This is a genomic window from Clostridium sp. AT4 (assembly GCF_001517625.2).
GTDB lineage: Bacteria > Bacillota > Clostridia > Lachnospirales > Lachnospiraceae > Enterocloster.
Window position 1 is genome coordinate 21,432 of sequence record NZ_LN999823.1, and the last position, 26,400, is coordinate 47,831.

The window sequence follows — 26,400 nt, forward strand, 5'->3', positions numbered from 1 at the left end:
GCCTCTCCTTCCTAACTCAGGCCATAAGAGGATTTCTTCTTTATGCGTACCCTCTTATTATTCAGGATCGTGTAGCAGAAATACCTCACAGCATCCATGGCATGATCGTGCTGCTTTACTGGAGCGTCTTCTCCCCGGTCCGCTGCTTTTACATCCCAGATATAAGACGCAAACTCCTTTATGGTATTGGTACAGGACCGACTGAACATGATTTTTCCCCGGTTTAACAGGCTCATGGTCAGCCGAATTCCGTCGGTCACCTCATTGGCCGCCTTAATCGTTTTATAACCGCGCTCATTGAGCTCTGCAGCAAATGAAGTGGCCGCCGGGTCAATAATCACACCCTGTATTGCTGTCCCATCCAGCCAAGCCTCAAAATCATCCGCATAGGCGGATCCGGATTTCTGTTTTGTCTCACGCCCTGAATGGTAGTATTCACGGATACAGTACCAAATGCCATCTATACCTTTGTTCCAGAGCAAAAATACTGTTGCATTCTGTGTACCATAGTCACAGCTTACATAGCGTCCTCCGTCAATCAAAAGAGGGGCTATGTCCCGTATTTTCCGGGTGTGCTTATCCGGATCAAACATATCATAGATAACGCCCTCTGCCATGGCCCAGAGCCCCATGATATAGCGCTTGAAGAATACGCCGGTGTACATGCTGCGGTATCTGGCTTTGATCTCCTCTGACAGGCTCAGATTATCGTCCATGGTGAAATGGACATACAGCAGCTTTTTAAGATCCGGCTCCTTCCCCGCAGCTTTTGCCTCCTCGCGGATCCTGGCGACCTTTTTCTTTCCCAGATAGCCGACGGCCTTATCAATCCAGTTTACCTTAAACCAGTGATACGGTCCGTCCGGGTTGCAGTTAAACCAGTATTTTGAACCAGTTACAGAACAGCGGCCCGTTGCCTGGTTGACGAAACTCTCTGGCATCAACGCCACCTCGTCACAGAACAGGCCAGCCAAGGTAATACCCTGAATCAGATCCTGGGATCTCTCATCCTTGCCGCCGAAGATGTAGAAGTAGTTCGTGACCTGTCCCCGGCTGATCTCCACCATGTTGTCGGCCCGGTGATCCACCACCTGGTAGCCCCGGCTTTTAAGCATCAGCTTAAGCCAAAATAAGACGTTACGCCGGAATGACCCGATCGTCTTGCCGCACATGGCAAAGTTTTGTCCAGAGAAGCTACTCATAGCCCACATCACAAAGGACAGGGACATACAGACGGTCTTACCGGATCGGATAGCCCCATCTGCTATAATGCCGTCATAATCCTTTACAGGGCTGTCCGGCACCCACCATGTCAGGACCTGCTTCTGCTTGCGTGAAAAGGGCTGAAACTTGAAGATCTGAACCTTTGTCAGGATATTCCGCTGGCCTTTCAGCTTTTCAATCTTCTGTTTTGTCTGGCTGATCCGCTCCTTAATCGTCATCGGAATCACCCCACAGATCTCCGGCCTCGGTATTCAGCGCCTCTAAAAATCCATCGTCCTCTATCTCAGTTTCCTGTCCTCCCAGTTTAAGGGCTGCCATATCCAGTTTCATAAGCTCGATCTCAAGACGGGCATCATCTACGCCGAAGCGGTGCAGGGAATCAATGGCAGCCTGTTTGCGGGCCTGGACACGGGTCAGAGCATCCTCTATGTTTTGGATCTGGCCAAGAACTCCAGAGTATTCACCCATATCAGTAATCTTGCCCTTTTCGATTCCAGCCTTGTATTTGGTCACCGTCATTCCAGAAGGTACATTAAGCTCATATGTACCCGCAATGCTCGATTCTGTTTCAACCTGACGCAGGTTCTCAATCCGTTTCATCATCCGGCGCTCCCTGACGGTCAGCAGCTGGATCTCCTGGAAGAGAAGCTGCTCCTTGTCATTTGGAACCGCTGCGGCCAGTTGCTTTTCTTCGGGTTCCAAGCAATCAAAAAGGAGAGTCTCAAACTCTCCCGTGGTGACTGCGTTTTTATTGCCTTCTGGGGCAGCTCCGCCATGGTTTCCAATGGCGTTTTGGTTGCCCGGTTGACCGCCCTTTGCTTTCGCAACGTTGCGTTTGCGCTTATGCAACGTTGCATTAGATTTCTCATCCCAGTTATATCGATTCTTCCAGCTCCGGATCGTCCCCACTGGAACCTCCAAAGCCTTGGAAATATCAATCAGTTTCATACCTTGCAGGAACAGCTCCTTTGCCTGCTCCTGACGTTCATCTGGTGCCCTTGCCAAGCCTCACCACCTCTCATTCGTGTTTGTTTTTTGGTATAGAAAAAGAGCCGCACGGTGGCGGCTCATACTACGTTCTGTTTTTAGCTAATCTGCGAAGGAATATTTTTTAGGTAATCTGCGAATGAGTATTCTTTTAAAAACATCTTTTGCTGATCTAGTTGTTTTTCCAACTCATGAATTTGTTCAGCATTTAATCCTAATTTTTCAAATTCTGCTTTCTCTGATATATGCATATTTTGTACTGACAATGCAATATCAATTAACCTATAAAATATTTCCCACGCGTCTTTTCTTGAAATAGAATTATCATTCAATGCACTAACATATCGATCATAATGTTTTGGAAGTGTTATATACCTTTCCCCTAACAGCATACAAGTTTTGTAGCCCAACGCATAGTACTTCCCACTTATTAAATATATAAATGGTGTTCTCACAAATAATCTTTGAACTTCCATAGTAACTTATTTCCTTTTCTTTTTATCGTATCAAAATTGAGAACAAAGAGAAGCCTCCACATTAGCAGACGCTTCTCCAGAATCGCTTAATTAGGCGTAGATCGTCTGTGACCATCAACCTTAGTTCCATCACTTCTTGTATATGATTTTACAACCACAATTTTTTTCTGCTGTGTTCCTCTAACACTTGATTTTGTCTTTGCCATATCTCTGGCTCCTTTCTTGAAACCAGAGACACCCAACTGGTAAAGTGCCTCTTTAGAGTTAACTAGTTCTTCTTAGTCGGCTCTGGCCCTGGACCCACCCAAAACCTGAAAGCTCTCTTTCCATGGTCTTTTGCATAAATCTTCTCACCGTCTCTACCAGTGATCCAAGCTCTGAAAATCCACATGAAAACACCTCCTTTCTCAAGTTTTCACTTGCAAAAGAGGTACCACTGTGATATAATCAAATCGCCAAATTAGATTATAAACCAGTTGAACAGTGGTAACACTTTCAACAAATGACCAAGTACTTTGTGTGCTTGGTTTTTTCTATGTAAAGGATTTCTCCATCACATCAATAATATTGTCTGTATTGGATAGATGCTGCAGTTATTGACATTCCGCATTTTTCAGCAATTTCTTCAATCCTCATACCTTTTACAAGATCATATGGTGCCATTAATTCCCCAGCAAAAGCATTTGCTTGCCACTCGGGATTCATGTATGCAGGCACTGTACCTCTGGCAAATGTAACACGTTCCGGGAAATGTATCAAATAATGCCCTAATTCATGACATAATGTAAAACGGTCTCTTGGATTACCTTTAATCGCACCTTCATAAACATCTTCTCGTATTTTCATTGTTTCCGTACCTGGATTCGTCACACCATACGCTTGTGGCATATCGGAAATTGAAACTATTTCAAGCTCTAGCCCAAGTCGTCCCAAAACCCATTCTATAAACTGCACTATCGGAAAATATAAAACCTGCTCTAAACCAAACATTTCCCTAAATTCTTTTACCAATCCCCTAATATCTTTCCTAGACATAGGTGCTACAGAAAAATTCCCCAAACATCATCATCTCCTATTCTTGATTTCTCTTCAACCAGTTACTTAGTTCCTTCTTTTTATCCTCATCCCACGATTCCATTGCTCGTGCAAAAGAGATCATCATATCTCTATCAGATGCCCTAAACGTTGACATATCAATACTTTTCTGATTTCTGGCCTCGAACATAACTTTATCTAGCTCTTTTATTTCACCATCATTCAAATTGTATTCATTGATAAGGATATTTCTCCATTCTTCCGGAGGTTTACCTTTTCCGTTCTCCACTTTTGATAGAAATGCTGATGATACACCTAACTGGTTCGCCATATCGTAAAGCAGTTTATTATTGTCAATTCTTATCTTCCGACAAAACTTGCCAAAACTATTTAACATGACTTCATCCTCCTATTCCTTCCTCCGTTTAAGGTGATCACCCTTGCCTATATTATTAACTAAAATAGTTAATTTGTCAATCTCTTTTTGTAAATTTATTTTATTCAAAAAGAAAAATCCCTACCGAAGCAGGGACCCATACAAAGGAGAAAATACAAAATGGTTTATCCATCCAAACGGACCCTCCAGGAATCGAACCCGGGACGATGTGGTTTGCAAGCCAACTGCTCTACCGACTGAGCTAAAGATCCGGAGAAGGGGGCGTCCAGCCCTGGGATGGAACCAGAGCCAGACGAACCGGCCACCGGGCTGTGACACCGGGCGACCGTCGGGTTAAATGAAAGCCGCCGGCGGTATGCCTTTGGCTTCATGGTACACTATAACATTTTGAAAACGGACATTGTGGACAAAACGGACAAATTTTAATTACTTTCCATAAATCGGATAAATTCTTTTCGTATTCCCTCTTCCGTGGCCTTCCGTCCCATCTTCACAGCTACCTGCGCCCAAGTCAATTCCTCAAATATCCTATATCGGATAATCCGCTGCATTCTGGGTGAGATTGTATTAAGCCATGCTTCCACCTGACGCTTAATCTTCTCTGCGTTCCGGATCCGCTCCTCCAGTAACTTCTCCATACGATCCAACTCATCCGGATTCTTAACAGCTGCATACCCAAGCCCCTCCAAATGATAGGTCTGTAACGTGTACGGGAACTCATGCGCAGAGCCCTTGACACTGTCCTGCTGGATCTGGCTCCGATGCTTCCTCAGCTTCCGGATCTCATCCTTGGTGTCCTTAATCAGCTCGCAGGCATCTATGTATTGCTCCAATATCTGCTTGTCCAACGGTATCACCTCCTCGCCCTCAAAATTCTCTGTCTGGCCTCATCCCACTCAGCCGCCCACATCTCTGCTTCTACCCGGACAATCAGGTACCGCTTCTGGTACAGTACTCCCATGTCGCTGTACTTATCGACCTGTGGCCTGCACTTCCATCCAAATCTCTTTTGCAGCTCAATGCCGCTGTACCGCCCCACAAGTTTTCCGCAATCATACAGGTCATAATATACTGGCCCCGGCATAACATCACCTCCAAATCATCAGCACCGCCATCAGGGAACCCCATACCATCAGGTAATCCCAGCGGTCAATGTTGCCTTGGATCAGATTGACCGTTCCTGTGATGGCCCACAGGATGATTATCACGTTCTTAAGTACATTCAATTTTCTACCTCCTGTATCTCTCATCTGGGCACAGCGACGTATACGCATACGCTGGCATCCGCGCGGACCATACTTCCAGCTTCGGCCCTCGGATCGCATCCATGTCACTAGCTGCCACTGCTCTGGCTCGTTGTTGTCGATTCGCTCGTCTCTGGGTTTCTGACTTTACAATCCCCAAGCTGCATCCCTTCTTTCTGCCCTCGTAATAGGACAATCATATATTCCAGGTATGGATTTTTCTTTTTCCACATGGCCTCCTTCGCCTCCTCATGGGTAGTCCGTGCAGCTTTCGCCAGTTATTGCTTTTCAAGACCGGAAATAATATATTGGCGATTGACTTTGCCAGTTCTACTATGCTTTTAGCCAGGTTCGCAAACACCTCTACTGCCCTTCCTATTGCCTTATTTAGATCTTCCATATTGGTCCCTCCTGCGCTAAATGTCAGTTTAGCTAATACAGTTGTGCTAAAAATCCTGCCAACAAACAAAATGAATCATGATACATATCAATTTGAGATTGTATTCTCTCTTCTTTGATTGCTTGTTCTTCTGCTTTTTTCATTTCTTCCATTTTCAGAATAATATGATTTTTTATATTTTCCACTGCACATCTATTCAGATCTGAAATGCTTGTTTCACTAACAACCGTTACTTCTTCATCAAAGAAATAATAACTGGTGTTTTCAGGGTTAATCTCTCTACATACAAATCCTTGTTTATTTCGTGGTTTTGAAATTACTATATATTCACGCCCAGTCTTATTGCTTCTAACAATATCTCCTATTTTCATGGCCTTTCACCTCCGTTAAATCTTAATTTTCTCTAATAGCCTGTCCACACCATTTACAATGCCCTGCAAACAGATCTGCATCTCTTAGCCCGCTACCGCATTCAGGGCATTCGTATTTTTCTCCCATTGCCCCGCAAATTCTAAGAGCAACTTTCTTAGTTTGTTTTTCCAACGCCTCTGCTTCTTCCGGTGTCAGACCGGTATCCTCATACTCCATCAGCTTCCAGAGTGCTCCATACAGGCGTTTCCATAACTCCTTTGTGATGATCTTCCCTTCATACAGATGCTCCCACGGCACTCCCCTGAGGCTCCAATTTCCCTGCTCATCTTTCTGTGTTAATCTCTTCATTCTCGCCTTCCTCCTCCCACTCAAGTGCCTCGCCGCATATCTGGCAGTATTTCTGCCCCGGCTCAATCTCCTCATTCTCACATACCCGGCACATAAATCTTTCTTTGCCCTGCATCCATATCTTAGCCATATCTATTTTCCTTTCTGCAATGCCTTCAAAAACTCCACCAGTTCTGTCTCACTGTCTGGATACCGGCTGTACGTCTCATGGCGCTGCCATCTTCCATAAGCCCCAGACGGATGCTTCTCTGGCTCCGGTCCTCCAACCAGATGAAGGTATGAGGATTCAAAATCCTGACCGGTGAACTCATTATGCTGGGTGTATACTTCCACAATCAGCCTTGCCCCGTTATCAAAATCATACTTGTAATACCGGGCTCCGATATGCTCATCTGCATACCATAGCCCCCATGACTTATAATCTCTCAGCCATGCCTTGCGCTGGTCATTATTCTTCATGACCGGAAGCTCCGGCTGTTCGGATTCTTCCGGCTCCGGCATTTCCAGGTCGTACAGCATCCCCGCAAGGGCTGCCACCAGTATTTTCTTTTTCCGGAGCAGTTTCGGCGGAAGCTCTTCCACTGCATTGACCTTCACCATCTCATCCAGGAGTGCTTTTTCCTTTTCCAGCATCTCCCGAAGCAGCCCCATGTCTGTAAGCTCAGTATCTTCCTCTGGTTGCGACGTCGCAACTTCCCCCGGTTCTTCCCCGCTGCTATTTTCGCAGCAGATTTCCTCATTCTGCTGCACTTTTGCAGCAAGCCGTTCCGGCTCCTGATCCAGCGCCCTCATAGCCCGACCACAAATATATTCGCAAGGACTCTTGCAGTGCTTACAGCATGGGCTTGGCTCCCCGTCTCCGGCCCGGTGATAAGCCAGATCGTGGTTCACGAACTCACAAGTATCTCCTACAAGTTCACGGATTCCATCCAGATCTCTAATCTCGCACGGAAACGGATTCCCGCAGGGTGCCTCTACACACCACCGGTCTTTTTGCCGGATCCCACACTCCATAGAGCAGGAATCACAATAATGGCCTCCCTCACATCCTTCTGTAGCAATCAGGCTGTCTGCCGGATATTCCCGCTTGGGTGTCCCATAGGCCGATAGCTGATGGGCTGGACAGTTTTCCCGTTGCGACGTCGCAACGCTCTCCACCGGCAGAGGCTCCACTTCAGGCATCAAGTCCTCCACCGATATCTCACAGCTCTGCATAGCTGCTCTTTCTGGTTCCGGCGGTACATCCGTCACATCTGGAGCAGCCTCCGGCTCAATCCCCGGAAAGTCTGTAATACTGATCTGCCCCGGAAGCTCCACATACGGGATTTCCTTAGGCTGTTTCATGGCTCGGATCTGGCGCACGGTCATATCTGGAGTTACCTGCTCCAACTGCTCATCATCAAGCCCAAGCATCTCCTGAAGCTGTGCTTTGCTGAAATCCCTGTACCGATCATCCAGTATGGGGCTGTTGCCTCCCTTGGAAAACCGGATGCACCGGTCTATATAGCGTTTGGTGGTTGACCGGCTGAAACCGAACTGCCTGGCAGCATACTCATTGATATCGCTGTATCCGTATTCCTGGAACTGATTACGATCCCGCACATACATCAGCCAGTACCCGATGGATATCACACTTCTGGCGGCCGTCTTAAGGTCTGTATGTATGTACCGCCCGATCTCATCCAGTGGGATCTCCATCTGGTACCACTCCGGGCCTGTATGGTCAATGGTTCCTGTCTCAGGAACCATGGTATTCTCATCTTCCATCTGTCTCCCCCTCTCTCAAAAACTCCCTCGTCCGCTCCATCATGATCGCATCATAGTCCACATCCCTTTGTTCAAAGTTGTGGAACCGGTTGGACGATGGACCGGGAGTCTTTTCGCAGGCAGGTTTCCCCTCTGTCGGGTTCCGGTAGTTCCCGTCTAACACCTTGGCCATATTGGCATCAGCAATCAGCCAGTCAAACGTAGCAGACCAGTTCCTGCGGTTTTTGCCCTTCAAAAAGTCGCTTTCCTCCGCAGCCTCAAAAAGCCGGCGGAAGTCCTCAACGGTATATCCTGCCCTCAGTCTCGCACGGATCGCCTTCTTCCTCGCTTCCGACAGCTTCACCAGGCGGGGATACGACCCGCAAACGGAATTATATAATTCTCGAATCGTGGTGATCTGGGAGGAAAAGTCGTCCGGCTTTTCTGGTACCTCTTCAGAGGTACTCTTTTTATTTTGTTTTTGTTTATGTTTATATATGTCTGCGCTTTGTACTTCGCTTTCTACTACGGGAAATACTTCGCTTTTTACTTCGCTATATACTTCGCTTTTTACTACGTTTTTGAAAGTGAAATACACCATTTTGTATTTATTAGGGCTTCCTTTTCTGCCCTTCTGGTAGATGATACGGCCAGCCTTTATGAGTTCGTCCCTCGCCTTGATGAATGTGGCTTCTCGACCCATTGACATGGCTGCCATCAATCTCAGGTTATCTACTATAACCCACTCGCTCCACCCGCTCCGGTTGAAATAGTTCATCATCTTGTACCATAACAACTGCGACGGGATCGGTAAGTAGTTAGTTTCGAGCCATCGTTCGAAGGCTATGATCTCTGCCAGATAATTGATCTCCATGTAGGCTGTCACCTACCTCTCTTTCGCTTTTAATTCCCTCCAGGCCTGAGCGTCCCTGTATAACTCCATCCAGTCCACGAACCGCATCGTCACCAGCCATTCGCAACGGTCTTTCCGATGGAACACTGCCGGAAGAAGCCCTTTGGCGGCGTCTCTGACCGCCTGTGATACCGCATCCAAAAGATTCAGCTTCTCTACCCGCTTGCACTCTATATGGATGCCTGGGAGCCCTACCACGTCCGCATCACCGGAGGTCCCGCAATACTGCTGCCCCCTGCGGCAGTCATAACCGTACTCCCTCAAAAGCCCTGCCAGCTCACGCTCCCCGCGCTTGCCTTTTTCTCTCTGTGATTTTCCCATGCTATTACCTTTCAAAAAGGGGCGGCGGTCAAAAGGTACAAACCCGGCCGCCCCGGCCAACACCTCTGGTCATTTAATACCGTGACATATCAAATCCCACCAAAAGGCTGCACTGCTTATCCGATGATTGTAATATGGTCTCTTACATTTGGCTGCATATGGGACACTGCCTGCGCCAGATATTCCTTGATATTTGCTACTGCCTCATTCCTCCAGAGGCCGTTCTGTGCCTCCTGGAGCATAAAGGTAGGTTCTCCCTTATCACCCACGCGGAACACGAACGCACTGGCAGGCTGTCCCACCTCCTGGAAGGTACGGTACGGGACCAGTGTCACCGGGTTCGGCACCTTCACATCTGCCTTTGCTGCTGCACCTACCGTCATAACAGCCACCTGGGAGATCCCGTCATCTGCATAGCTCTGATCGTTCTTGCGCTCCACATTCCCGGCCATCTTCTGGACCAGTTCCAGATCTTCGCTCGGCTGGAAATTGGCCTGCAGCTCGATCATGAATGCCTCCTGATCGTACCAGTGGCCGAAACGGAATTCATTTACCTCTGCATTTACCTCAAACAGGCACTCTCTTGTGCGTTCCGCATCCAGCGCAGTGATCAGACGCACCCGCTTGGGATTTACGATATGGATAATCATATCCGTATCCTTCGGGAACTCCTCATGGCAGGCCCCGATGTAGTCAAGAAGGGCGGTAAGACTGGAAGCCTCCAGCTCCGTCGCCTTATCTGCGTTGTCATAACGCTTTAAGCTCTTGTTGGCGTATGTATGTCCGCAGATCTCAATAACCTCGGTCTTCTCATTTTCCCTTGCCAGCCCTTCAACGTGTTCTAATGCATCCTTTAATCCCTCTAACATGGTTTTGTCCTCCTTATTCTTCTATGTTTCTTGGTTCATAACAGTCACAGCAGTCCTGAGACATAGTATAGTCTCCGTATCCTTCCGACTCCTCACAGTCACAGATGAAATCCACATCATCATCACGCAGATGATACCTGCAGGTTCCACAGCATTTCTTTTCTGATGCCATTTCTCTCTCCTTATCTTCCGTATGCCTGTCTTAAGTCAATCGGCCCGGCCTGTACCGGCTCTTCAAAGATCTCCCCTGTTTCCGGGTCAAACTCCGGTTCCTGCCGGACATCCGTATAAGCTGCCGCAGGTGTCTCCCTTATGGAAGTTACCTGCGGAAGGCCGCTTCCCGGCTCCGACATACTGATCCGCCCAGTCCGCCCATCCTGGCCTACCAGGAATACGGTCTCAGATTTTTTGAATCCTGCCAGCTTGGTGCTGACTGAGAAATCAACCTTCAGGTTTCCACGGCCAGCGGGCTTGAATTTAATGTTTACCGTCATTCCCCGGACAGCTTCCGGATCCGTATTGGGATCCATGATGTTGCGTCCGATCTGGGTCAGGGCCATCTGGAACTTTTCTGCCAGCTCCCCGTTCGCTATCGTATCAAACGTGATCGCCATATGCTGTGCTCACCTCCTTTCCTTATCCAAAGAATGCACTGGCTGCATCCTGAGGCTGTGGTACCGGCGGGGATGCTGGCTCAGGAGCAGCTGCCTGTATGGATTCTGGTTGTTCCTTTTCCTCTGACGGCACATCTGCAACCACCATATCAGCATCACTTTCTACATACTCTTTGGTGCCATCCTCACGAATTACTGCCATATCTGCGTCTATCGCCTGTATTAAGTCAATCGACATGATTCCCCACTTGCTAATCAACTGGCGAAGCATTGTCTTATACGCCATGCCATCAAAATCCTTCGCCCAGAATGTCCACTTTGTCCCTTTCTCCAGGTCCTTTTTATATCCGGGGCTGTATTTCTTGGCATGGTTCTCCATCTTTTCCCGGCTCCAGTACATGGCCTTGCGGAAGCCGTTGGTATACTCAAACATGGTGTAATATCCCATGGTCGGTGTATTTTCCCGTTCTTCTTCGTCTTCGATCAGGCGTACCTCAATTTCCTCATTCAAGGGATCGAACCGGATCAGTTCCCCTTCTTTGATCGCCAGCACAGTCAGTTTCTTATACTGGCCGCTGCGGGTAGCCAGCTGGATATAGCCCTTATACCCAAGCTGGAACTGGGCCTCTTTCTCTCCCTTTGACCGGTTATCATACGGCACCATATAATACTGGCCCAGCTGGGGGCTGGGGGAAAGGTTCAACGATTCCCCCAGAAGCGCTGCGCTTAATATGCTGCTGTTGGTACACTCCTGCAATGCCGGATTGACCTGGACAGCAGAAACGATGCTGGAAATAAAACGGGTGCCGTTCTTTCCCCCTACTACCTTATTGATCTGGTCCTTTACTACATCCTGGGTCAGATATGCCGTAAGCCCCATTCTCCTCTGTCTGTTTGCAAGATTGTTATTTACTGCCATAACTCCTTATCCTCCTTAATTCTTCGGTACCGGCTCAAACCGGATGCCGTTATCGTTTAAAAATGCCTTAAGTTTCATCAGCTGCGCCATGGTGGCATATACCCGGAAGTCGATCACATTGACCGGCTCCTCTACGGTTTCCATCTTCTGGGGCATTTCCTTAGGTGGCTCCGGTTCGGTTGCTCTTCCGGCCTGCATAACCCGGTCGGCCTCTGCCTTTCGGGCGGCCTCACGTTCTGCCTTCCGGCGTTCCTGCTCCTCCATGTACAGGCGCCGGTTCTCCGCTTCCGCCTCCAGCTGGTTCCGTTTTGCCATGGCGGCGCCGATATCATAGGTCTGTAAAAATACCTGCTTCATATCCCCAGCATAAGGGCTGTCCACCTCATTCAGGATCGCCAGACCCTCATCTACCTTCTGGATCAGTGCAAGGATCTCCTCTTTGATGGACTTCATGGTAGTGGATGCATTGGCATACTGGGGCTTCATCACCCGGTCAAAGGGGAGGCACTGGCCGATATCATGGATATTGGCCTCATAGAACTCCTTGATCTTTGCCGTCTTTTCTTCCCTCTGGCGGCTCTCATAATCCTTGATCTGAGTATCAATCTTATCAATGGCACCCTGGACGATCCCGGTCAGCTCCTTGATCTGCTCACCAAACAGCTCATCCGGCTCCAGCAGCTTCTTGCGGATCGCAGTCCGCTCTCCCTTCACGGCCTCTACAAACTTATTCAGCGTGACCCGGTCGGCCTTGGCTGCCTTGATGGTTTCATCTGTGTAGACGGTTGCCGCATATTCCTTAGCTTTGGCTGTAACCTCTTCCTTCAGCTCCTCGAAATTCCATTCGATCTTCTTTAAATATCCGCCTTCCTGCGGATTATAGATTTTTAATTCCATACGTTCCTCCTCTGCCTTTATATCGTCGGGAGAAGCAAATCCGGCCTGTGGCCTTCCACTACGCAAGTCCAGAAACGCTGTTCTGCTTCCACCAGATACCGGATATCCTCCTCAATGTCCTTTCTTTCGATGAAATAGTGCTTGACTGTAATCCGCAGTTCCCCATGCCATTCGCTCTTAAGCTGGGCTTTCAAAACTGCAAAATCATACTCTGTCACTGCCAGATAATGGAGCACCTGGCAATAATAATTGTCCGGTATCTTACCATTCCATTTTTCACGCTGCATACTCTGTAGAATATTAGTGGTCTTGATTTCCAGTATCCCGCGCCGTCCCTGCTCATCCACCAGCTCACCATCCAAAGAAGCATGCATCCACGGGTACCGGTCGTTGATGAACATATTATCTTCATCGTAGAATACCTGATATTCCGGGAAATCCATGGAGAATAGTGCCCGTAGATGTTTTTCTGCTTCTGTGCCGTACCGGACATAATCCTTATCTGAAATATCCTCCGGCATCACCAGCCCCATCTTTTCTTCCCACAGCTGCACGTTGTCTTTGTACGGGTTCATACCTACACAGGCACTGGCATCCGACCCGCCGATATGGTTCTTCCGGCCCTTAAGCCATTCCTCCCGGCTGGCAAATATATGCTTAGTGACTGCCATCCGCAGCACCCTCCCTCCTCATAATCTTTCCGCAGTTCGGACATGGTGTGATCTCCCCAAGGAGGGACCACATCCAGACACCACAGGAGCAGGCCAGGAAGTAAAACGGGGATGTAATCCTGACCTGGCTGCCGGGGTATGTAGTGGGGCGGGTCATTTGGACAGCCTTTCCAGGCATTTCTCCTTCGCTGCTTCACCTACGATACGAGCTAATTCTGTCAATACATGAACAGCACCCAAATCATCAACAGCCATACTGCTAACTGCATCCACCATACTTTTGGCAAGACATTTAGTAAGGTCATCTGAGGATATGTTTTCTCTCTCACCTATGCAGATCACCGTTGTGTCCACTCCATTCTTCTCCTTATTGCCTGTCAGACAGATTGCAAAAGCAATCTCGCTTTCAACTGTTTTTTTGATTCCCTCATATAAAATTGTTGTGTTTACCATTGATTTTTCTCCTGTTCTCCCTCATAATAGAGGGTGTTGATTTTTAGTTTCTGGGCCTGCCACAGCTGCAACTGTGCAGGTCCTTTTTCTTCCTGTAACTCAGGCACGGGTACATCCTGCTCCGCTCTATACACCGGTTCTTATTACGGCAAGTACCGCAAGCATCCTTCTTCATCCTTCCTCACCTCCTCTCACAGTGTTATCATCCCGGAAGCCACCAACAGCAGCACCGTCTCCGCGCCCAACAGGAACGCCATCACGGTAGACAGCCTGCCAAACATCCGCACATCCTTATGGCTCTGTCTGAGCTGCTCTCCGGCGATCTGGCCCAGCTTGAGGATCTGCTGTTCCTCCTCCCGAGTGACTACAATGCCCTCCACTGGGGCCTCATATTTAATTGCTTCTGGTTGCATGATTCCCTCCTATAAAATCGTATTTCTCTGCTCCTGCGGCACGTCCAGTACGTTGCAGATCGCCCAGAGATCATTCAGCCGGAACGTTCCGGGATTCCGTTTTCGTTGGACGAATGTCCCCGGATTGATGCCTGCCGCCTTGGCTACCATCGCATCGGTCATGCCCTTACGCTGCTTATGCTCTGCGATAATAGCCTTAATGTTATCACTCCGCTGCCTGCTATAGGCCATGTACTCCCTTGCTGTCATGGGTGATACCTCCTCTCTTAATCTTTAAACTTCCTTGCCATTTCCTCTTTTCTGCCCTATACTTTGTTTATAATTTTAATTTTAAAAAACACAAAAGAGGTAAATATGACTTACAAACAAAAGCAATTATTAAAAACTATAGCTATCTTAACTGATCGAACAGAGCAGACTTTTTTCTACGATCCTGATAATCAGTGTTTCTCCCTATATGACACAGATAAAAACATTAATGCACGAATTTTTTCAGGTCAAATATCTGGAATGGTAAATGACTTAGAATCAAAAAAATATATTAAATTCCTGCCGACTTACGGTGCTGATTACCAAAATATGTGCCTGACATATAAGGGGTTGCATTATTGGTACTTTACATTTGAAAAAATGGTAAGCTTCCTTTTCAAATCTGTGGTTGTCCCTATTGTGGTTTCTGTAATAACTACAGTCATCACCCTTTATATAAAAGGGTAACTACAATGGAAGTAATCATACTCAGGAAAATTGTCCACAACATATGCGTTATTTTCCTATTCTGTTCTTCGATTCGTTTTTGTGCTCGCTCATGTTCTTCTTCCCAATTGTAGGACATTATATTCTCACCTCCCATCCTCAGTCTCCCTTAGTAGTTCCTCTACCTTACGCTATCCCTAAATTCATCTGAGAATTCGCTTCGTTAATCAGTTCCTCTAAATAAGTGGGAACCTCATAGCAGTCAATCAGCTCATGGGCGTCTGCTATGTACTTCCGTTTCAGCGCTTTGTATGACTGGGGCCGACCGCTGTCATCATAGATACCGAACTCTCTCTTAACCTGATCGTAAATATCTCGATACACCTTGGAGCGGATTTCTGTATCCTTATAAGCTTCCGACTGCTTTCCCCCTAATACGGACACGCCTTTGCGTTTTACATGACTGGACAGCTCATCCGCTTCGGAGCCGTACAGAGGAATGTCATATTCCAGTCTGTCCATGCGCTGTTCCATCTTCACCTGCTTCTGATCGATCATCAGGATGGCTTTCATTTCAGTGGACATATTAGGCATCTCATAGGAGCCTGTCTTGCGGAGCGTTGGAAGAACCTCGGAAGTTACCCAACGCTTGAATTTCTTAGCATTTGGCATCTTACTGGAAAGAATGAGGCTGTAAAGACCTGATTCGTTGATACATACAGGATTTTGTTCTCTTCCGATGGAGTCACGAATCGTTACCCCATCCGTTTTGTCCTCTTCATCTACATGGTCAATAATCGCTTTACGTGGATTTGAGTAGCCCAAAATCTCTGTTACATCCTTACCGACAAAATAAATTTCTCCATCAATCTCGACCGTTCTGATCTGACCGAACTCCTCATTGCTAAAAATCTGTAACTCGTGCATTTTATGTGCCTCCTTCCTAAACTTTAAACCCTAGTGGATTTTACATTTCTGTGCTACAATCTCACATATAAATTACAAAGGAGACTATAGAAATGTTATCTACCATTGCCACTACCTCATCAGCCATTCCTCAAACCACTTCATTTTTTTCTTCCCTGTCCCCATCTGACTGGATTCAGATATGCGGAATTATTGTTTCTACCGCTGCAAGCATAGTTGCAATTGTTATATCCATACTTACATTGCGACAAAATAATAAAATAATTGAAGAAGCCAATCGGCCTACTATTTCTATCTATTTTGACTACTCTCACATGGGGCAACCTACCGGATACTTTATAATCAAAAATTTTGGAGCATCAGCAGCAACTATTCTTTCAATAACCTACAGCGATTCCATCAAGAATCACCCTACTAATCTAGCCAATTTACCTGCCATATTTAATAGCCTTATTGGAAATACCATTGCCCCTAACCAAAAAATTCTGGCTCCATTCAAGTTGTATGAATATAACGGCGGATTAGCTGTTTTTGATATTGTATACAAATCAATAACTCACACTTACACTGAACATTTTGTCATTGATGTAGAAAAATATGGAAAATTGGTTAAACCACGAATAGCATCAAATGAGATAAAGAACGTTTCCTATCCCCTTCAAGAAATCGCGGAACGAATTATGTGATTATGCGAGCACCACTAATAAAATCTGTGTTGTTGCATTTAAAAATACTGCCCCTATAAGGCAATAACACATACCGTCAATATCTCGGCACTTTGTTTTCACTGCGATATATAATCCTTTAAAAAAGAACACAATGCCTGTAACAAAGAAAACTATTAGAATTACAAGAACCATATATCCTGGTATTATATTCTCACCCCTTTTAATGTAGTATCTTTAAAAGTTACTTTTTGGCAAAAAAAATTGCTGCTGGATCTTCAATATGAAGTTCATCTATCATAATCTGAATTTCATCACTCCCAAAAACACCTATCTTCATTTTTTCATAAAATGTTTTTGGAGTTATACCAATTTTTAATGCCACATCTGATTGAGAGAGACCGTTCTTGGCTATAATCCCTCTCAATTCATCTGTTCTTATCACCGCACATCACCTCCTTGGTAACTTTTTAAGATACTTATATGATACCACATTTTTGTAACTTGTCAAGATATTTTTTATTGCTTTTATAACATTTTTGTGCTATTATAAAGTTACTTCAAAGGAGGATTCTGTATGACAGTCGGAAAACGATTAAAACAGTTACGAGAACAGGCTGGCATAAGTCAAGTTGATTTTGCTAGTAAAATTAATGTATCAAAGCAAAGCCTATATAAATATGAAAATGATATTATCACCAATATTCCATCAGATAAAATAGAAGATGCTGCTAGAGTATTAAATGTTTCCCCTGCATATCTTATGGGCTGGATAAAATACGATGAATCTTTCTCCGGCAAAGAAGCGTCCGATGAAAAAGTAATCAAACTTGCGCAGAACCTTCTAAAATTCCATGGGAAACCCAATAAACTCATGGAAAACTATGAGCAACTTTCCGATATTAACAAAAAGAAAGTTATTGATTACTCTGACAGTCTTTTAAAAGCCCAAAAAATGGAGGAGGAACAGGGTTATCTATATACTGGCTCTCTGGAAGCTAATACTATAGTAGAATTTCACCCTAAACCAAAGAGCAAAATTCTTGTCCTCCCCTACTTCCGGGCCGGAGTATCTGCCGGAACAGGAATCTTCATATTGGGAAATGAAGCCGAAGATGATATCGAACTCCCAGCACTTCCAGAATATGAATCAGCCGACTTTGCCATCGACGTAAACGGCGACAGCATGGAACCGGATTTTTCCCATGAGGATATTGCACTGGTGCAACGGGACGCAGAAATGCACATCGGTGATATTGGCGTATTTGTAGTAAATGGGAATGCCTTTATCAAAGAATTAGGGGAAAAAGAACTGATTTCCAGAAATAAGAATTATAAAAATATCCCCATACATGAAGGGGATAATGTAGTCTGCATGGGAAAGGTGATCGGGAAAGTGATGTATTAAAATAGCCTATGGCGTTTTAATAAAAATCAACAGAAAAGAGGAAATAGGTATGAGTATGATTAAGTGTCCTGAATGTGGTAAAGAAATTAGCGAAAAAGCAAAATCTTGTCCAAATTGTGGACACCCACACCCTAAAAAACAAGGTAATTACCGAATTTTTAATATACTACTATTGATATTCGGAGTATTAATGGCATTTGCAGTCTTAAGAAGTGCCGGAGGAATTCAGCAAAATATCAATGCCGCGATAATCAGTTGGTGCTTAATTCTGGGAAGCATATCTTTCCTAATAGCATTCAAAAAAATAAATAAGGCCTTAATATTACTTTCCTCTCTTTTTTATGCATTGTCCTTTATGGTTGCTTTACATTCACTTCAAATTGCCCCTGCATATCTTATATTAGAAGCTGCCATTGGTCTTGTACTTATTAATAATATTGCTTTTGCAAAAAAGAACGGAATGATCTAAAATATGAAAAACCGCCCAGTGCTACCGACACTGAACGGCTTTAAATAAATTTTCTGTACAGGCCACGGAGGCCAATACAATATAGCTTGAACACCTACATTGTACCATACCTCCTTACACCTGTACAGGTGTATTTTTTATACCCATTTTTAAGGAGGAATGATATATGGCAACTGCAAAGAAACTTCCGTCCGGCTCATGGCGCTGTCTGGCCTACAGCCACACGGAACGGATATATGATGAAAAAAACCAGAAATGGAAAAATAAACGGATCTATGAATCTTTTACTGATGACGACCCCAGTCCGGCAGGACGGAAACGGGCTGAGCTGGCTGCTGCACAGTTTCAGGCGTCCAAAACACCTGACAAGATCCGGAAACGGCAGGATTATGGAAAGCTCACATTATCCCAGGCAATCGACAAATATATTGAATCCAGAGAGAACCTGAACCGTTCTCCCACTACGCTCCAAGACTATCGGTGCATCCAGAAGAATGCTTTTCCTGATCTGATGGATACTCCCATCAAAGATATTGATATAACAATCCTTCAGGAAGCTCTAAGCGCAGAAGCCCGCAGACCGGCCAACAGCCCCTCTAAAAAGGGTAAACCCATATCTGCCAAGCGTGTACGCAATGAGTGGGGCCTGATCCGCCCTGTGCTGAACAAATACGGTGTAAATGAGCTCGACTTCGAACAGATAGAACTCCCCACTGTTACACCCCGACTGGTGGAACTTCCGCCGGCAAAAACCGTCCTGAACATCATTAAGGGGACTGATATCGAATTACCTGTATTGCTGGCTGCCTGGCTGTCCTTCTCCATGTCTGAGGTCCGAGGGCTGACAAAATCCAAGTCTATCTCAGGAAACTACATTACAATCCATGAGGTGGTTGTAGACATTAACAATAAGCCAGTACGGAAAGAACTGGCTAAAAACCCAACACGTAACCGCCGCTTACAGATCCCGCCATACATACAGAATCTAATCAACCAGGTAGATGGTGATGTGCTTGTACCTATGAGCGGCAGGGCGCTGTATCACCGTTGGATTAAGCTTCAGCATGATAATGGGATGTCCCCCATCACATTCCATGACCTCCGGCATCTTAACGCCTCTGTTATGGCTCTGCTCAGGATTCCGGACAAATATGCCCAGGAGCGCGGCGGATGGAAAACCGATGAGGTAATGAAAAGGATCTATACACAGACTTTCTCAGATGAGCGTGTGCGCGTTGACAATACCATAGATAACTACTTTGAAAGCATTGTAAATTCGGAGAAGTCCTCTGCAAATGATAAAGAAAATCTATCACCGGAAGAGCTCATAAAACTCTTTAAAGAACGCAATCCGGATGGCTGGTATAAGGTTTTAGAAAATGCCATGCAACACGAAATGCAACATGACACGAAAAAAGCCCGGTAAAACCGGGCAAAATTAAAAGCGCGAGACGGGATTCGAACTCTACCACCGTCAAAAAAGCTAATAAATACGAGGAGAAAAGCACACTGTCTGTCGTGTGTCTACAGGCTGTCTACAACTTTAAATTTTGGAAAAAAGCTGTCAAGGGGGCTGCGAAGCAGATACATCTTGCCCCTTTACTGCTTTTCATGTGCTTATACCTAAAAACCAAAATGGACTTAGGTTGGATTGAAGCATACGCTTACAATCCAGCCTTGTTTGCTTAGAACCACCACCCTGAGAACCACCAGAATTAGCATACACTACAGTCGGAGCTAAAAGAGAGAATACAAGTAATAACGATAAGCACGATCTAAATAGTGCATAAAGTTTCTTGTTTTTAAACCTAAACATATTTACCTCCTCTATTTCTTTGTAATAAAATAACAGCTACCTACACTCAGATAGCTGTTATCTTATTTGAGTTATTTAATTTATTTGATAAAGTTTGCAAATACGCATTCTTCATCATTAAAGTCGTTGAAATTCACAGATACTGCATATTTACCATTATTCATCCTATAGAAACCAACACCGCACTCTGTAACATCCTCTGTATTAGTTAATCCAGACCAGTGAGCGCTAGATGATTTATAAGACTTAATAGCATCCTCAGCTGAGTATACATTTTTTGTAATATACTCGTTACCATACCAATTCTTCTCAATATAGTCATTTTCATCAACACTATGCGTATAATTATCCTCAAGCTGCATAGCACGAATTTCTGCATAGTATTGAGCATCGTCAGTCAACTCCACAGGCTCATTGCCTTTCTTCTCTCTATATTCATTAAGGAGTTCTACAAACTCTTCTGCCATTTCTCTGTTCCAGCGAGAATCGTCGTCTACATCCACGTCAGATACAGACTCCTCATAATTGTCGCTACTTTCAGCAATAGTTACACCGCTACCATTGCTGCCTTCAGCATAACCGCCAATACTACCGTTGGAATTTACAACTTTAGTAACCGGCTGGCCAAATACAGTCCATGCACCATCTGCATTTACCATAAAGCCGTCTGGAGTTACAACATTACTTAATGTCCAACCATTCTGATCAAAGTAGTAACTTTCTGCAATACCATCATTGTTACCATCGATCCACTGCCAGCAATTTGCCGGATAAGACCCGTCATCATTCTGATACTGCCAGTGTCCAGCGTTTTCTCCTGTTCCAGCGTTCCACTGTCCTGCATAAGAAGCTACTGGATGTCCAAATGCTAAAGCTGCTGCTAAACCCATAAGTGCAAAAGTTTTCATATTTTTCATCATGATAAATCCCATCCTTTTATTTTAAAAGTATATCATCGCCCAAAAAGGAACTCAATAGATTACTATTTTTATAGTTTCTATTTTTTCATTATTTCCAATATACTATCTAAATCAAAATAGCCATTTCATTCACATTAATCATAGCACATTTTTACAATATACGCAACTGCGTACACGCTATTACGCTTAAATTGTTATCCTTTTGACATATTATATTAGGGAAAGAGGAACTATACTTTTATGTATGTCAAAGAAGCAACTGCCAAAAGAATTGAAATGCTTTGTAAAGAACGAGGAATTACATATAATGAATTGGCTAATCTGTGTGGTGTAACGCCTTCTACTATTTACAGCATATTTGATACAAAACGAAAAAATATTACACTTTCTACTGTCAAAAAAATATGTGATGGTTTTGAAATTACATTATCTGAATTTTTTTCGTCCTCTCTTTTTAATGAATTGGAGCAGGAAATAGAATAAATAAAAGGATACTTTCTCTCATGTTTTTTCAAAATTTATAAACTGTTAATATTAACTCATAATTCTCTTGAAAAAATATCTTCCAAATTTTGTTGACTTTTTTCAAGAAGTATGTTACAAAATAAATATAGTGTAAAGCGCACTATCAGGTGCATGGTTACTTTATGACCATGTAGGGTTTTCCTGTCTCAAGTAAGACAGGAAATAGTTCCTATATACAGGAATTATAAATTGTTTACCACTTCTATATCCTATTATAGGTCTATAGTGGTACGATTTTCCGAGCCCTGATAGTTGCGCTTTTTGTATGCCCTTTTTCCGCAAAATCAAGGTTAGGAAAAGGGCATTCACTATTTTTTGAGGAGGTTTTACCCATGGTAAAAGTAAGCTTAACTAAAGATCAGGTATTCCCAAAAGGCGGCTATTTAGCCGAAGTCAAGGAACGCCATACGATTAAGGACGGCACTTGGACTCCAGAGATTGAAGGCTGGAATTACATCGTCGCATCAAGAGCCGGCTTCGATAAGATCACCGTCAAAACTAATGACAAAGTACCAAAAATCACGCCTGAACAGCTGGAAGCTTCTGAAAAAGATATTTCCGTCACGTTTAAAGGCTTTGTTGGAAAAATTTACAATGTTAACGGAAAAGTCGGTATTTCCGCTACAGCTGAGGAGGTGATTCTCCAATGATAAGACGCTTGATAGAAAATATACAAGATGCATACCTTGCCAGTGATTGGAAAACTTTTGCAAAGTACTGTTTTATTCTTGTTCCGCCAATTATCGTTGTCATCATCGGGGCTGTATTACTCGTCAATTTTATTATGAAAAATTTTGATGCGTTCATGATTGCTACAGCAGCTATCATTGCCGTTGTTGGATTTTCCACACAAAGCAAGTCTGTCGCAAAAAAAGCTGAAACACCTGCCACTAAAAATGCAGGAAATAACATTCTCTTTTTTAATAAGATTTTATTGAGAAATATTTTTCTTATTTTTAAAGAAAATCATCGAGCATTCCACGTGATTCCGCCAACCACATTCGGAGATTTAAAGGATGATTTAGGCTCTCAATACGAGCCTTCGAAAGGCTGTAGCGTTTACCGTTTCAAGATTATGTCAGATGGTGCAGCTCTGGAAGAAAATCTGTTTTCTGAAATATTAACCTCCAAACTGGAGTCGAAGCTTGCTGACGGAAGTATGAACCTTGGACGTGCTACGGTCGAATATCACAACCGATTGTACCCCAGGATATTTGTGGACGAAGTAATATTGGTTTCAGGTGCATGGCATATTTCTCTTGTTATTGTAGATACGCCAGAAGCTGCTAACTACATTGATACAAAAGAAAATACCGCCTATATGTATCATAATGCACAACAGCTAAAGGTATTCGATGATGATTTTTAAAACTGAAATTCCCTTTTGTCTTGATGAAGAGTATTTTCAACTTGGTATCATGAAATACTTAAACTTTTCTGACTTTAGGGTTCAGGGACAAAGATGCCTTGTTTGTGGGCCTAGCGGAAGTGGTAAGACGGTGCTTACCGCTTCCCTTCTGGGGAAATTAAGTCTATATATACCTAATATTTGTATATACATTGTGGATTATAAGGGAATGGATTATACCTATTGTGAGGGAATGGCAAATTATTATGCTGTAGATCATGCTCTTACTGGATTTAATACATTCTTTGAATTGTTTGAAAACCGCTTGTACAAGAGAGTACCATCCAATCACTTCGTACTGCTTATGGTGGACGAATTTCCTTCGCTCTTAATGTCTCTTTCCAAGAAAGAACAGGAAGAAATCAAAGGTAAACTTGCCCGTATGCTAAATCTATCAAGAAGTTTTCGAATCCACCTTTGTTTTGCACTACAGCGTCCCTCCGCAGACGTTCTATTAGGACGGGAAAATTTTAACCATCGCTTTCTAATGGGTTCTATGGCTAATAACAAAGAGAGTGTTGCCATGATAGCCAATGAATACAAGGACATTATTGAACCTTGCCCTGTGGGTGTCGGTTATTATATATCGGATATTCAGATAAAGAAAATCCGTTCTGTACTTCCCAGAAATACCCCAAAACTACATAAAGTTATATGTGAAGCTGTAAACAGGAGGCCGTCAGGCGGTGCGGAGCAATAGCCTAGAGGCCTCTGGGAGTGCCCTGCTTGCAGGGTGCTCCTTTAACTCGATTAACAGGTGACATTATGCCATGATAAAAAGAAATAAAATTGAAATGCCAAAGCATATTGATAGTGAACGTCCTGTCTGTTTAAAGTCAATGGGAAATATTAAGCAAATAACTATTTCTGACAGACAAAATACAGGTGCCACTATCAAACCAATTTCAAAAAAAGAATATATGATTGTCTCCACTGGAGAAATAAAAAAAATTATCCATCATGCACATGACCGAACAGAAAACTTGCGAAATCTCGAAAAGACCATGCGAAATCTTCGGGATTTAATCAACACAAATGTAACCCCACAGAATATTAAACGGATACGTTTTATCACTTTAACATATCGCGAAAATATGCACGATACGAAACTGTTATATACAGATTTTCGTGATTTTAACAAACGATTACGGCGGTACATTAAAAATAGATACGATATGTCCTATGAATACATTGTTTGTGTAGAGGGTCAGGGAAGAGGTGCTTTCCATCTCCATATGATAGCAATTTTTCCCAAAATCCCTCCATTCATTGAAAACGAAACACTTGCAAAAATATGGGGGCATGGCTTTGTTAGTATTAAAGCATTGGATAGTAATATTGATAATATAGGTGCCTATCTGACTGCATATCTATCGGACTTGGATATTGAAAGTGGTATACCACTAACTCATGATTTACTGCAAGGTGAACTCCGGACAGTACAAACAGGACAAGGAGATAGCAAGCACATTATCAAAGGCAGCCGCTTAAAACTGTTACCGCCAGGATTAAATATCTACCGATGTAGCCGCGGAATCAAAAAACCCACCATAGAAAAGATAAGTTATGGAGACGCGATAGAAACGTTATCAAAAGCCAATTATCAAAAAGTACATGAATCCGCTGTTAAAATCGTTGATCCAGAGCGTGATTTTTCCAGTACCTACATAAGCCAAATTTACAAGCAACATATTAACCCTACTTGGTGTAATGGTTCAACAAAAAATACATAAACAATATATAAAATCAAACATATATAAACGAAAAATACAAACACAAAAAATAACTATATAATATAAAAATATATATCTATCTAAATATCTAAACTTCAAAAATTACCCAGAAAAATAATTCAGAAAAAATTTATGAATCATACACCACCGTTATGATACAGGTGGACTATGAAACATATGACAAATAAGGATTTTGTTATCTTGAAAGAAGCATTTGACTGCGGTATAATCAACGCAGACAGTGTGCTTGATATGCTTATGTCTACAAAAAGAGAACAAATCCGAAAAATACATACTTATGCTATCACACCGCCAGCAAAAGAGGGTGGACGGTGGCAAACCTGCTATAAAGGAACAGACGGAAAAAGAAAAAATATCAAAGCACAAACGGAAGAGGAACTGCTGGACAAGCTGATTCCGCTTTACTTCCAAAATTCGCACATTGACAAACTGACTTTTTACGAACTGTATGAGGAATGGCTGGAATACAAACAGACGGTAACAAACAGCCCTAACACCATTAAACGACATAAACAGCATTATAAAAAATATTTTGAACCATCCGCCCTGCATAATAAAAAAATCCGGCAGGTGAATGAGTTATTGCTGGAAACGGAGTGTAATCGCATTGTTAGGGAGTTTCATCTCCCACGCAAAGAATGGTGCAACATCAAAACAATCTTGAATGGTATGTTTGAATATGCTGTCAGAAAGAAGTATCTCACAGAGAACCCCATGGACAAAGTTCAAATCCTTGTCAAATTTAAACAGGTAGTCAGAAAGACGGGAAAAACAGAAACCTATAATTCAGATGAACTAAAGGACTTAAACCAGTATCTTGACCGTATGTATATAGAAACCAGCGATACTGCTTTTCTGGCTGTGAAATTAAATTTCCTGCTTGGTCTGCGTGTCGGTGAACTGGTAGCCCTTAAATGGGAAGATTACTGCAATAGCAACCATCTGCATATTGTTCGTGAGGAAGTCAGAAATCAGGTTACAAACCAATATGAGGTAGTGGAACACACAAAGACAAATCGTGACAGATTTGTTGTTCTGGTTCCAAAAGCAATCCATATCCTGCAAAAGGTGGAACATATCGGCGATTACATCTTTATGAGAGATGGTGAACGGCTTACATCAAGGCAGATTGCCTATGTTCTTGAAAAATACGCAGAACGTCAGGGAGTGGCTACAAAATCTACCCACAAAATGCGGAAAACCTTTGCCAGCAACCTAAATGCAAACGGCGTTCCTCTGGATTGTATTCGTGAATTGCTCGGACACAGCAACCTGAACACCACTCTAGGATATATCTACAATCCACTGACGGAACAGGAAACTTATGACCTCATATCTAAAGCTTTGTAAGCTGTCTACAACTGTCTACAGCCTGTAAGACATACAAAAACAGCGGAAACCTTTGAAACTAAAGGCTTCCGCTATAAAAAAATAGAGCGCGAGACGGGATTCGAACCCGCGGCCCCCACCTTGGCAAGGTGGTGCTCCACCACTGAGCCACTCGCGCATAAAA

General features: G+C 43.8%; 38 protein-coding genes and 2 tRNA genes. 11 read left to right on the forward strand and 29 right to left on the reverse strand.

The genetic code is table 11. The features are described from left to right. Window positions 1-11 precede the first annotated feature (11 nt). The 25 genes from BN3656_RS00190 to BN3656_RS00295 form a co-directional block, all read right to left on the reverse strand. Window positions 12-1,442, reverse strand: a complete 1,431-nt coding sequence (locus BN3656_RS00190) for a PBSX family phage terminase large subunit (RefSeq protein ID WP_066542965.1) — start codon at window positions 1,440-1,442, stop codon at window positions 12-14. Further along, on the reverse strand, window positions 1,432-2,229 hold the full coding sequence (gene terS, locus BN3656_RS00195; RefSeq protein ID WP_081422783.1) for a phage terminase small subunit: 798 nt from the start codon (window positions 2,227-2,229) through the stop codon (window positions 1,432-1,434). Before terS ends, BN3656_RS00190 begins: the two co-directional genes overlap by 11 nt. Window positions 2,230-2,309: 80 nt before the next feature. After that, on the reverse strand, window positions 2,310-2,687 hold the full coding sequence (locus tag BN3656_RS00200) for a hypothetical protein (RefSeq protein ID WP_066542884.1): 378 nt from the start codon (window positions 2,685-2,687) through the stop codon (window positions 2,310-2,312). Window positions 2,688-3,245: 558 nt separating this feature from the next. Beyond that, entirely contained in the window at window positions 3,246-3,746 is a 501-nt protein-coding gene (locus BN3656_RS00205) for an ImmA/IrrE family metallo-endopeptidase (protein WP_066542893.1), read from the reverse strand. A 13-nt stretch (window positions 3,747-3,759) separates the two neighbouring features. After that, a complete protein-coding gene (locus BN3656_RS00210; RefSeq protein WP_066542895.1) occupies window positions 3,760-4,119 on the reverse strand; it encodes a helix-turn-helix transcriptional regulator in 360 nt (119 codons plus the stop codon). Between the two features lie 177 nt (window positions 4,120-4,296). Next, window positions 4,297-4,370, reverse strand: a tRNA-OTHER gene (locus BN3656_RS00215). Between the two features lie 171 nt (window positions 4,371-4,541). Further along, window positions 4,542-4,976 (reverse strand): RNA polymerase subunit sigma-70, encoded by a 435-nt coding sequence (locus BN3656_RS00220; protein ID WP_347460573.1) that lies wholly within the window; start codon window positions 4,974-4,976, stop codon window positions 4,542-4,544. Continuing rightward, window positions 4,973-5,203, reverse strand: a complete 231-nt coding sequence (locus BN3656_RS00225) for a hypothetical protein (RefSeq protein ID WP_066542898.1) — start codon at window positions 5,201-5,203, stop codon at window positions 4,973-4,975. Before BN3656_RS00225 ends, BN3656_RS00220 begins: the two co-directional genes overlap by 4 nt. Before the next feature lie 4 nt (window positions 5,204-5,207). Beyond that, window positions 5,208-5,345, reverse strand: coding sequence for a hypothetical protein (locus BN3656_RS16535; protein ID WP_167544841.1), 138 nt, complete (start codon window positions 5,343-5,345; stop codon window positions 5,208-5,210). Window positions 5,346-5,559: 214 nt separating this feature from the next. Further along, window positions 5,560-5,763: a hypothetical protein gene (locus tag BN3656_RS00230; protein WP_066542899.1), complete on the reverse strand. Its 204-nt coding sequence runs from the start codon at window positions 5,761-5,763 to the stop codon at window positions 5,560-5,562. Window positions 5,764-5,795: 32 nt separating this feature from the next. Beyond that, complete coding sequence (locus tag BN3656_RS00235) at window positions 5,796-6,134, reverse strand: hypothetical protein (RefSeq protein ID WP_066542900.1); 339 nt, start codon at window positions 6,132-6,134, stop codon at window positions 5,796-5,798. A gap of 22 nt (window positions 6,135-6,156) precedes the next feature. Continuing rightward, window positions 6,157-6,483, reverse strand: coding sequence for a hypothetical protein (locus BN3656_RS00240; protein WP_066542908.1), 327 nt, complete (start codon window positions 6,481-6,483; stop codon window positions 6,157-6,159). Continuing rightward, window positions 6,458-6,613, reverse strand: coding sequence for a hypothetical protein (locus BN3656_RS16540; RefSeq protein WP_167544842.1), 156 nt, complete (start codon window positions 6,611-6,613; stop codon window positions 6,458-6,460). The genes BN3656_RS00240 and BN3656_RS16540 overlap by 26 nt, the downstream gene beginning before the upstream one ends. A gap of 2 nt (window positions 6,614-6,615) precedes the next feature. Further along, on the reverse strand, window positions 6,616-8,250 hold the full coding sequence (locus BN3656_RS00245) for a hypothetical protein (RefSeq protein ID WP_066542909.1): 1,635 nt from the start codon (window positions 8,248-8,250) through the stop codon (window positions 6,616-6,618). Beyond that, window positions 8,240-9,103, reverse strand: coding sequence for a hypothetical protein (locus BN3656_RS00250; RefSeq protein ID WP_066542910.1), 864 nt, complete (start codon window positions 9,101-9,103; stop codon window positions 8,240-8,242). Before BN3656_RS00250 ends, BN3656_RS00245 begins: the two co-directional genes overlap by 11 nt. A 12-nt stretch (window positions 9,104-9,115) precedes the next feature. Further along, window positions 9,116-9,463: a hypothetical protein gene (locus BN3656_RS00255; RefSeq protein WP_066542911.1), complete on the reverse strand. Its 348-nt coding sequence runs from the start codon at window positions 9,461-9,463 to the stop codon at window positions 9,116-9,118. A 116-nt stretch (window positions 9,464-9,579) separates the two neighbouring features. Further along, on the reverse strand, window positions 9,580-10,332 hold the full coding sequence (locus BN3656_RS00260) for a hypothetical protein (protein ID WP_066542912.1): 753 nt from the start codon (window positions 10,330-10,332) through the stop codon (window positions 9,580-9,582). Between the two features lie 13 nt (window positions 10,333-10,345). Beyond that, window positions 10,346-10,504, reverse strand: coding sequence for a hypothetical protein (locus BN3656_RS16545; RefSeq protein WP_167544843.1), 159 nt, complete (start codon window positions 10,502-10,504; stop codon window positions 10,346-10,348). Between the two features lie 10 nt (window positions 10,505-10,514). Further along, on the reverse strand, window positions 10,515-10,946 hold the full coding sequence (locus BN3656_RS00265) for a hypothetical protein (protein WP_066542917.1): 432 nt from the start codon (window positions 10,944-10,946) through the stop codon (window positions 10,515-10,517). Between the two features lie 22 nt (window positions 10,947-10,968). Continuing rightward, window positions 10,969-11,865: a recombinase RecT gene (locus tag BN3656_RS00270; RefSeq protein ID WP_081422784.1), complete on the reverse strand. Its 897-nt coding sequence runs from the start codon at window positions 11,863-11,865 to the stop codon at window positions 10,969-10,971. 15 nt (window positions 11,866-11,880) lie between these two features. After that, a complete protein-coding gene (locus BN3656_RS00275; RefSeq protein ID WP_066542923.1) occupies window positions 11,881-12,762 on the reverse strand; it encodes a DUF1351 domain-containing protein in 882 nt (293 codons plus the stop codon). A 17-nt stretch (window positions 12,763-12,779) separates the two neighbouring features. Beyond that, window positions 12,780-13,433 (reverse strand): YqaJ viral recombinase family protein, encoded by a 654-nt coding sequence (locus BN3656_RS00280; RefSeq protein WP_066542925.1) that lies wholly within the window; start codon window positions 13,431-13,433, stop codon window positions 12,780-12,782. Between the two features lie 153 nt (window positions 13,434-13,586). Continuing rightward, window positions 13,587-13,886, reverse strand: coding sequence for a hypothetical protein (locus BN3656_RS00285; RefSeq protein ID WP_066542927.1), 300 nt, complete (start codon window positions 13,884-13,886; stop codon window positions 13,587-13,589). Window positions 13,887-14,077: 191 nt separating this feature from the next. Then, window positions 14,078-14,299 (reverse strand): hypothetical protein, encoded by a 222-nt coding sequence (locus BN3656_RS00290; RefSeq protein ID WP_066542929.1) that lies wholly within the window; start codon window positions 14,297-14,299, stop codon window positions 14,078-14,080. 9 nt (window positions 14,300-14,308) lie between these two features. Next, window positions 14,309-14,548: a hypothetical protein gene (locus BN3656_RS00295; RefSeq protein WP_066542931.1), complete on the reverse strand. Its 240-nt coding sequence runs from the start codon at window positions 14,546-14,548 to the stop codon at window positions 14,309-14,311. Window positions 14,549-14,653: 105 nt separating this feature from the next. On the opposite strand from BN3656_RS00295, the gene BN3656_RS00300 reads away from it, so the two are divergent. Beyond that, window positions 14,654-15,016, forward strand: coding sequence for a hypothetical protein (locus BN3656_RS00300; RefSeq protein ID WP_066542932.1), 363 nt, complete (start codon window positions 14,654-14,656; stop codon window positions 15,014-15,016). 165 nt (window positions 15,017-15,181) lie between these two features. On the opposite strand, the gene BN3656_RS00305 is transcribed toward BN3656_RS00300, so the two are convergent. Next, entirely contained in the window at window positions 15,182-15,922 is a 741-nt protein-coding gene (locus tag BN3656_RS00305) for a BRO family protein (protein ID WP_081422785.1), read from the reverse strand. Window positions 15,923-16,014: 92 nt separating this feature from the next. Here BN3656_RS00305 and BN3656_RS00310 point away from each other — a divergent pair, with 92 nt between their 5' ends. Next, window positions 16,015-16,608: a hypothetical protein gene (locus tag BN3656_RS00310; protein ID WP_066542933.1), complete on the forward strand. Its 594-nt coding sequence runs from the start codon at window positions 16,015-16,017 to the stop codon at window positions 16,606-16,608. 223 nt (window positions 16,609-16,831) lie between these two features. Here BN3656_RS00310 and BN3656_RS00315 read toward each other — a convergent pair whose 3' ends face one another. Then, window positions 16,832-17,032, reverse strand: a complete 201-nt coding sequence (locus BN3656_RS00315; RefSeq protein ID WP_066542934.1) for a hypothetical protein — start codon at window positions 17,030-17,032, stop codon at window positions 16,832-16,834. A gap of 132 nt (window positions 17,033-17,164) precedes the next feature. Between BN3656_RS00315 and BN3656_RS00320 the strand changes: the two genes are divergently transcribed. From BN3656_RS00320 to BN3656_RS00330, 3 genes are all read left to right on the forward strand, one after another. Then, window positions 17,165-17,995 carry an XRE family transcriptional regulator gene (locus BN3656_RS00320; protein WP_066542936.1) on the forward strand — a complete coding sequence of 277 codons (831 nt, stop codon included), beginning with the start codon at window positions 17,165-17,167 and terminating at the stop codon, window positions 17,993-17,995. A gap of 49 nt (window positions 17,996-18,044) precedes the next feature. Continuing rightward, the gene (locus BN3656_RS00325) at window positions 18,045-18,464 is read left to right on the forward strand and encodes a zinc ribbon domain-containing protein (RefSeq protein ID WP_066542940.1); all 420 of its coding nucleotides are present in this window, start codon (window positions 18,045-18,047) and stop codon (window positions 18,462-18,464) included. A 166-nt stretch (window positions 18,465-18,630) separates the two neighbouring features. Further along, the gene (locus tag BN3656_RS00330) at window positions 18,631-19,890 is read left to right on the forward strand and encodes a tyrosine-type recombinase/integrase (protein ID WP_081422786.1); all 1,260 of its coding nucleotides are present in this window, start codon (window positions 18,631-18,633) and stop codon (window positions 19,888-19,890) included. A 470-nt stretch (window positions 19,891-20,360) separates the two neighbouring features. On the opposite strand, the gene BN3656_RS00335 is transcribed toward BN3656_RS00330, so the two are convergent. Beyond that, entirely contained in the window at window positions 20,361-21,200 is an 840-nt protein-coding gene (locus BN3656_RS00335; RefSeq protein WP_066542943.1) for a CAP domain-containing protein, read from the reverse strand. Window positions 21,201-21,440: 240 nt separating this feature from the next. On the opposite strand from BN3656_RS00335, the gene BN3656_RS00340 reads away from it, so the two are divergent. From BN3656_RS00340 to BN3656_RS00365, 6 genes are all read left to right on the forward strand, one after another. Further along, the gene (locus BN3656_RS00340) at window positions 21,441-21,683 is read left to right on the forward strand and encodes a helix-turn-helix transcriptional regulator (RefSeq protein ID WP_066542946.1); all 243 of its coding nucleotides are present in this window, start codon (window positions 21,441-21,443) and stop codon (window positions 21,681-21,683) included. Window positions 21,684-22,057: 374 nt separating this feature from the next. Further along, the gene (locus tag BN3656_RS00345; protein WP_066542949.1) at window positions 22,058-22,375 is read left to right on the forward strand and encodes a hypothetical protein; all 318 of its coding nucleotides are present in this window, start codon (window positions 22,058-22,060) and stop codon (window positions 22,373-22,375) included. Then, on the forward strand, window positions 22,372-23,094 hold the full coding sequence (locus BN3656_RS00350) for a hypothetical protein (RefSeq protein WP_066542951.1): 723 nt from the start codon (window positions 22,372-22,374) through the stop codon (window positions 23,092-23,094). The genes BN3656_RS00345 and BN3656_RS00350 overlap by 4 nt, the downstream gene beginning before the upstream one ends. Next, on the forward strand, window positions 23,081-23,833 hold the full coding sequence (locus BN3656_RS00355; RefSeq protein WP_143331319.1) for an AAA family ATPase: 753 nt from the start codon (window positions 23,081-23,083) through the stop codon (window positions 23,831-23,833). The genes BN3656_RS00350 and BN3656_RS00355 overlap by 14 nt, the downstream gene beginning before the upstream one ends. 70 nt (window positions 23,834-23,903) lie before the next feature. Next, window positions 23,904-24,866, forward strand: coding sequence for a hypothetical protein (locus tag BN3656_RS00360; protein WP_066542956.1), 963 nt, complete (start codon window positions 23,904-23,906; stop codon window positions 24,864-24,866). A 177-nt stretch (window positions 24,867-25,043) separates the two neighbouring features. Then, on the forward strand, window positions 25,044-26,237 hold the full coding sequence (locus BN3656_RS00365) for a tyrosine-type recombinase/integrase (RefSeq protein WP_207653706.1): 1,194 nt from the start codon (window positions 25,044-25,046) through the stop codon (window positions 26,235-26,237). Between the two features lie 85 nt (window positions 26,238-26,322). Here BN3656_RS00365 and BN3656_RS00370 read toward each other — a convergent pair. Beyond that, window positions 26,323-26,394 (reverse strand) — tRNA-Gly (locus BN3656_RS00370). Window positions 26,395-26,400: the final 6 nt, after the last annotated feature.

What these genes read in the sequence shown, in the direction of transcription:
- BN3656_RS00290 (WP_066542929.1), bottom strand. Translation starts at nt 14,299, where the DNA reads ATGCAACCAGAAGCAATTAAATATGAGGCCCCAGTGGAGGGCATTGTA.
- BN3656_RS00235 (WP_066542900.1), bottom strand. Translation starts at nt 6,134, where the DNA reads ATGAAAATAGGAGATATTGTTAGAAGCAATAAGACTGGGCGTGAATAT.
- BN3656_RS00265 (WP_066542917.1), bottom strand. Translation starts at nt 10,946, where the DNA reads ATGGCGATCACGTTTGATACGATAGCGAACGGGGAGCTGGCAGAAAAG.
- BN3656_RS00230 (WP_066542899.1), bottom strand. Translation starts at nt 5,763, where the DNA reads ATGGAAGATCTAAATAAGGCAATAGGAAGGGCAGTAGAGGTGTTTGCG.
- BN3656_RS00295 (WP_066542931.1), bottom strand. Translation starts at nt 14,548, where the DNA reads ATGACAGCAAGGGAGTACATGGCCTATAGCAGGCAGCGGAGTGATAAC.
- BN3656_RS00285 (WP_066542927.1), bottom strand. Translation starts at nt 13,886, where the DNA reads ATGGTAAACACAACAATTTTATATGAGGGAATCAAAAAAACAGTTGAA.
- BN3656_RS00260 (WP_066542912.1), bottom strand. Translation starts at nt 10,332, where the DNA reads ATGTTAGAGGGATTAAAGGATGCATTAGAACACGTTGAAGGGCTGGCA.
- BN3656_RS00355 (WP_143331319.1), top strand. Translation starts at nt 23,081, where the DNA reads ATGATGATTTTTAAAACTGAAATTCCCTTTTGTCTTGATGAAGAGTAT.
- BN3656_RS00365 (WP_207653706.1), top strand. Translation starts at nt 25,044, where the DNA reads ATGACAAATAAGGATTTTGTTATCTTGAAAGAAGCATTTGACTGCGGT.
- BN3656_RS00200 (WP_066542884.1), bottom strand. Translation starts at nt 2,687, where the DNA reads ATGGAAGTTCAAAGATTATTTGTGAGAACACCATTTATATATTTAATA.
- BN3656_RS00325 (WP_066542940.1), top strand. Translation starts at nt 18,045, where the DNA reads ATGAGTATGATTAAGTGTCCTGAATGTGGTAAAGAAATTAGCGAAAAA.
- BN3656_RS00190 (WP_066542965.1), bottom strand. Translation starts at nt 1,442, where the DNA reads ATGACGATTAAGGAGCGGATCAGCCAGACAAAACAGAAGATTGAAAAG.
- BN3656_RS00305 (WP_081422785.1), bottom strand. Translation starts at nt 15,922, where the DNA reads ATGCACGAGTTACAGATTTTTAGCAATGAGGAGTTCGGTCAGATCAGA.
- BN3656_RS00320 (WP_066542936.1), top strand. Translation starts at nt 17,165, where the DNA reads ATGACAGTCGGAAAACGATTAAAACAGTTACGAGAACAGGCTGGCATA.
- BN3656_RS00240 (WP_066542908.1), bottom strand. Translation starts at nt 6,483, where the DNA reads ATGAAGAGATTAACACAGAAAGATGAGCAGGGAAATTGGAGCCTCAGG.
- BN3656_RS00350 (WP_066542951.1), top strand. Translation starts at nt 22,372, where the DNA reads ATGATAAGACGCTTGATAGAAAATATACAAGATGCATACCTTGCCAGT.
- BN3656_RS00300 (WP_066542932.1), top strand. Translation starts at nt 14,654, where the DNA reads ATGACTTACAAACAAAAGCAATTATTAAAAACTATAGCTATCTTAACT.
- BN3656_RS00210 (WP_066542895.1), bottom strand. Translation starts at nt 4,119, where the DNA reads ATGTTAAATAGTTTTGGCAAGTTTTGTCGGAAGATAAGAATTGACAAT.
- BN3656_RS00245 (WP_066542909.1), bottom strand. Translation starts at nt 8,250, where the DNA reads ATGGAAGATGAGAATACCATGGTTCCTGAGACAGGAACCATTGACCAT.
- BN3656_RS00340 (WP_066542946.1), top strand. Translation starts at nt 21,441, where the DNA reads ATGTATGTCAAAGAAGCAACTGCCAAAAGAATTGAAATGCTTTGTAAA.
- BN3656_RS16540 (WP_167544842.1), bottom strand. Translation starts at nt 6,613, where the DNA reads ATGGCTAAGATATGGATGCAGGGCAAAGAAAGATTTATGTGCCGGGTA.
- BN3656_RS00270 (WP_081422784.1), bottom strand. Translation starts at nt 11,865, where the DNA reads ATGGCAGTAAATAACAATCTTGCAAACAGACAGAGGAGAATGGGGCTT.
- BN3656_RS00250 (WP_066542910.1), bottom strand. Translation starts at nt 9,103, where the DNA reads ATGGAGATCAATTATCTGGCAGAGATCATAGCCTTCGAACGATGGCTC.
- BN3656_RS00310 (WP_066542933.1), top strand. Translation starts at nt 16,015, where the DNA reads ATGTTATCTACCATTGCCACTACCTCATCAGCCATTCCTCAAACCACT.
- BN3656_RS16545 (WP_167544843.1), bottom strand. Translation starts at nt 10,504, where the DNA reads ATGGCATCAGAAAAGAAATGCTGTGGAACCTGCAGGTATCATCTGCGT.
- BN3656_RS00275 (WP_066542923.1), bottom strand. Translation starts at nt 12,762, where the DNA reads ATGGAATTAAAAATCTATAATCCGCAGGAAGGCGGATATTTAAAGAAG.
- BN3656_RS00280 (WP_066542925.1), bottom strand. Translation starts at nt 13,433, where the DNA reads ATGGCAGTCACTAAGCATATATTTGCCAGCCGGGAGGAATGGCTTAAG.
- BN3656_RS00335 (WP_066542943.1), bottom strand. Translation starts at nt 21,200, where the DNA reads ATGATGAAAAATATGAAAACTTTTGCACTTATGGGTTTAGCAGCAGCT.
- BN3656_RS00360 (WP_066542956.1), top strand. Translation starts at nt 23,904, where the DNA reads ATGATAAAAAGAAATAAAATTGAAATGCCAAAGCATATTGATAGTGAA.
- BN3656_RS00345 (WP_066542949.1), top strand. Translation starts at nt 22,058, where the DNA reads ATGGTAAAAGTAAGCTTAACTAAAGATCAGGTATTCCCAAAAGGCGGC.
- BN3656_RS00255 (WP_066542911.1), bottom strand. Translation starts at nt 9,463, where the DNA reads ATGGGAAAATCACAGAGAGAAAAAGGCAAGCGCGGGGAGCGTGAGCTG.
- BN3656_RS00225 (WP_066542898.1), bottom strand. Translation starts at nt 5,203, where the DNA reads ATGCCGGGGCCAGTATATTATGACCTGTATGATTGCGGAAAACTTGTG.
- BN3656_RS00330 (WP_081422786.1), top strand. Translation starts at nt 18,631, where the DNA reads ATGGCAACTGCAAAGAAACTTCCGTCCGGCTCATGGCGCTGTCTGGCC.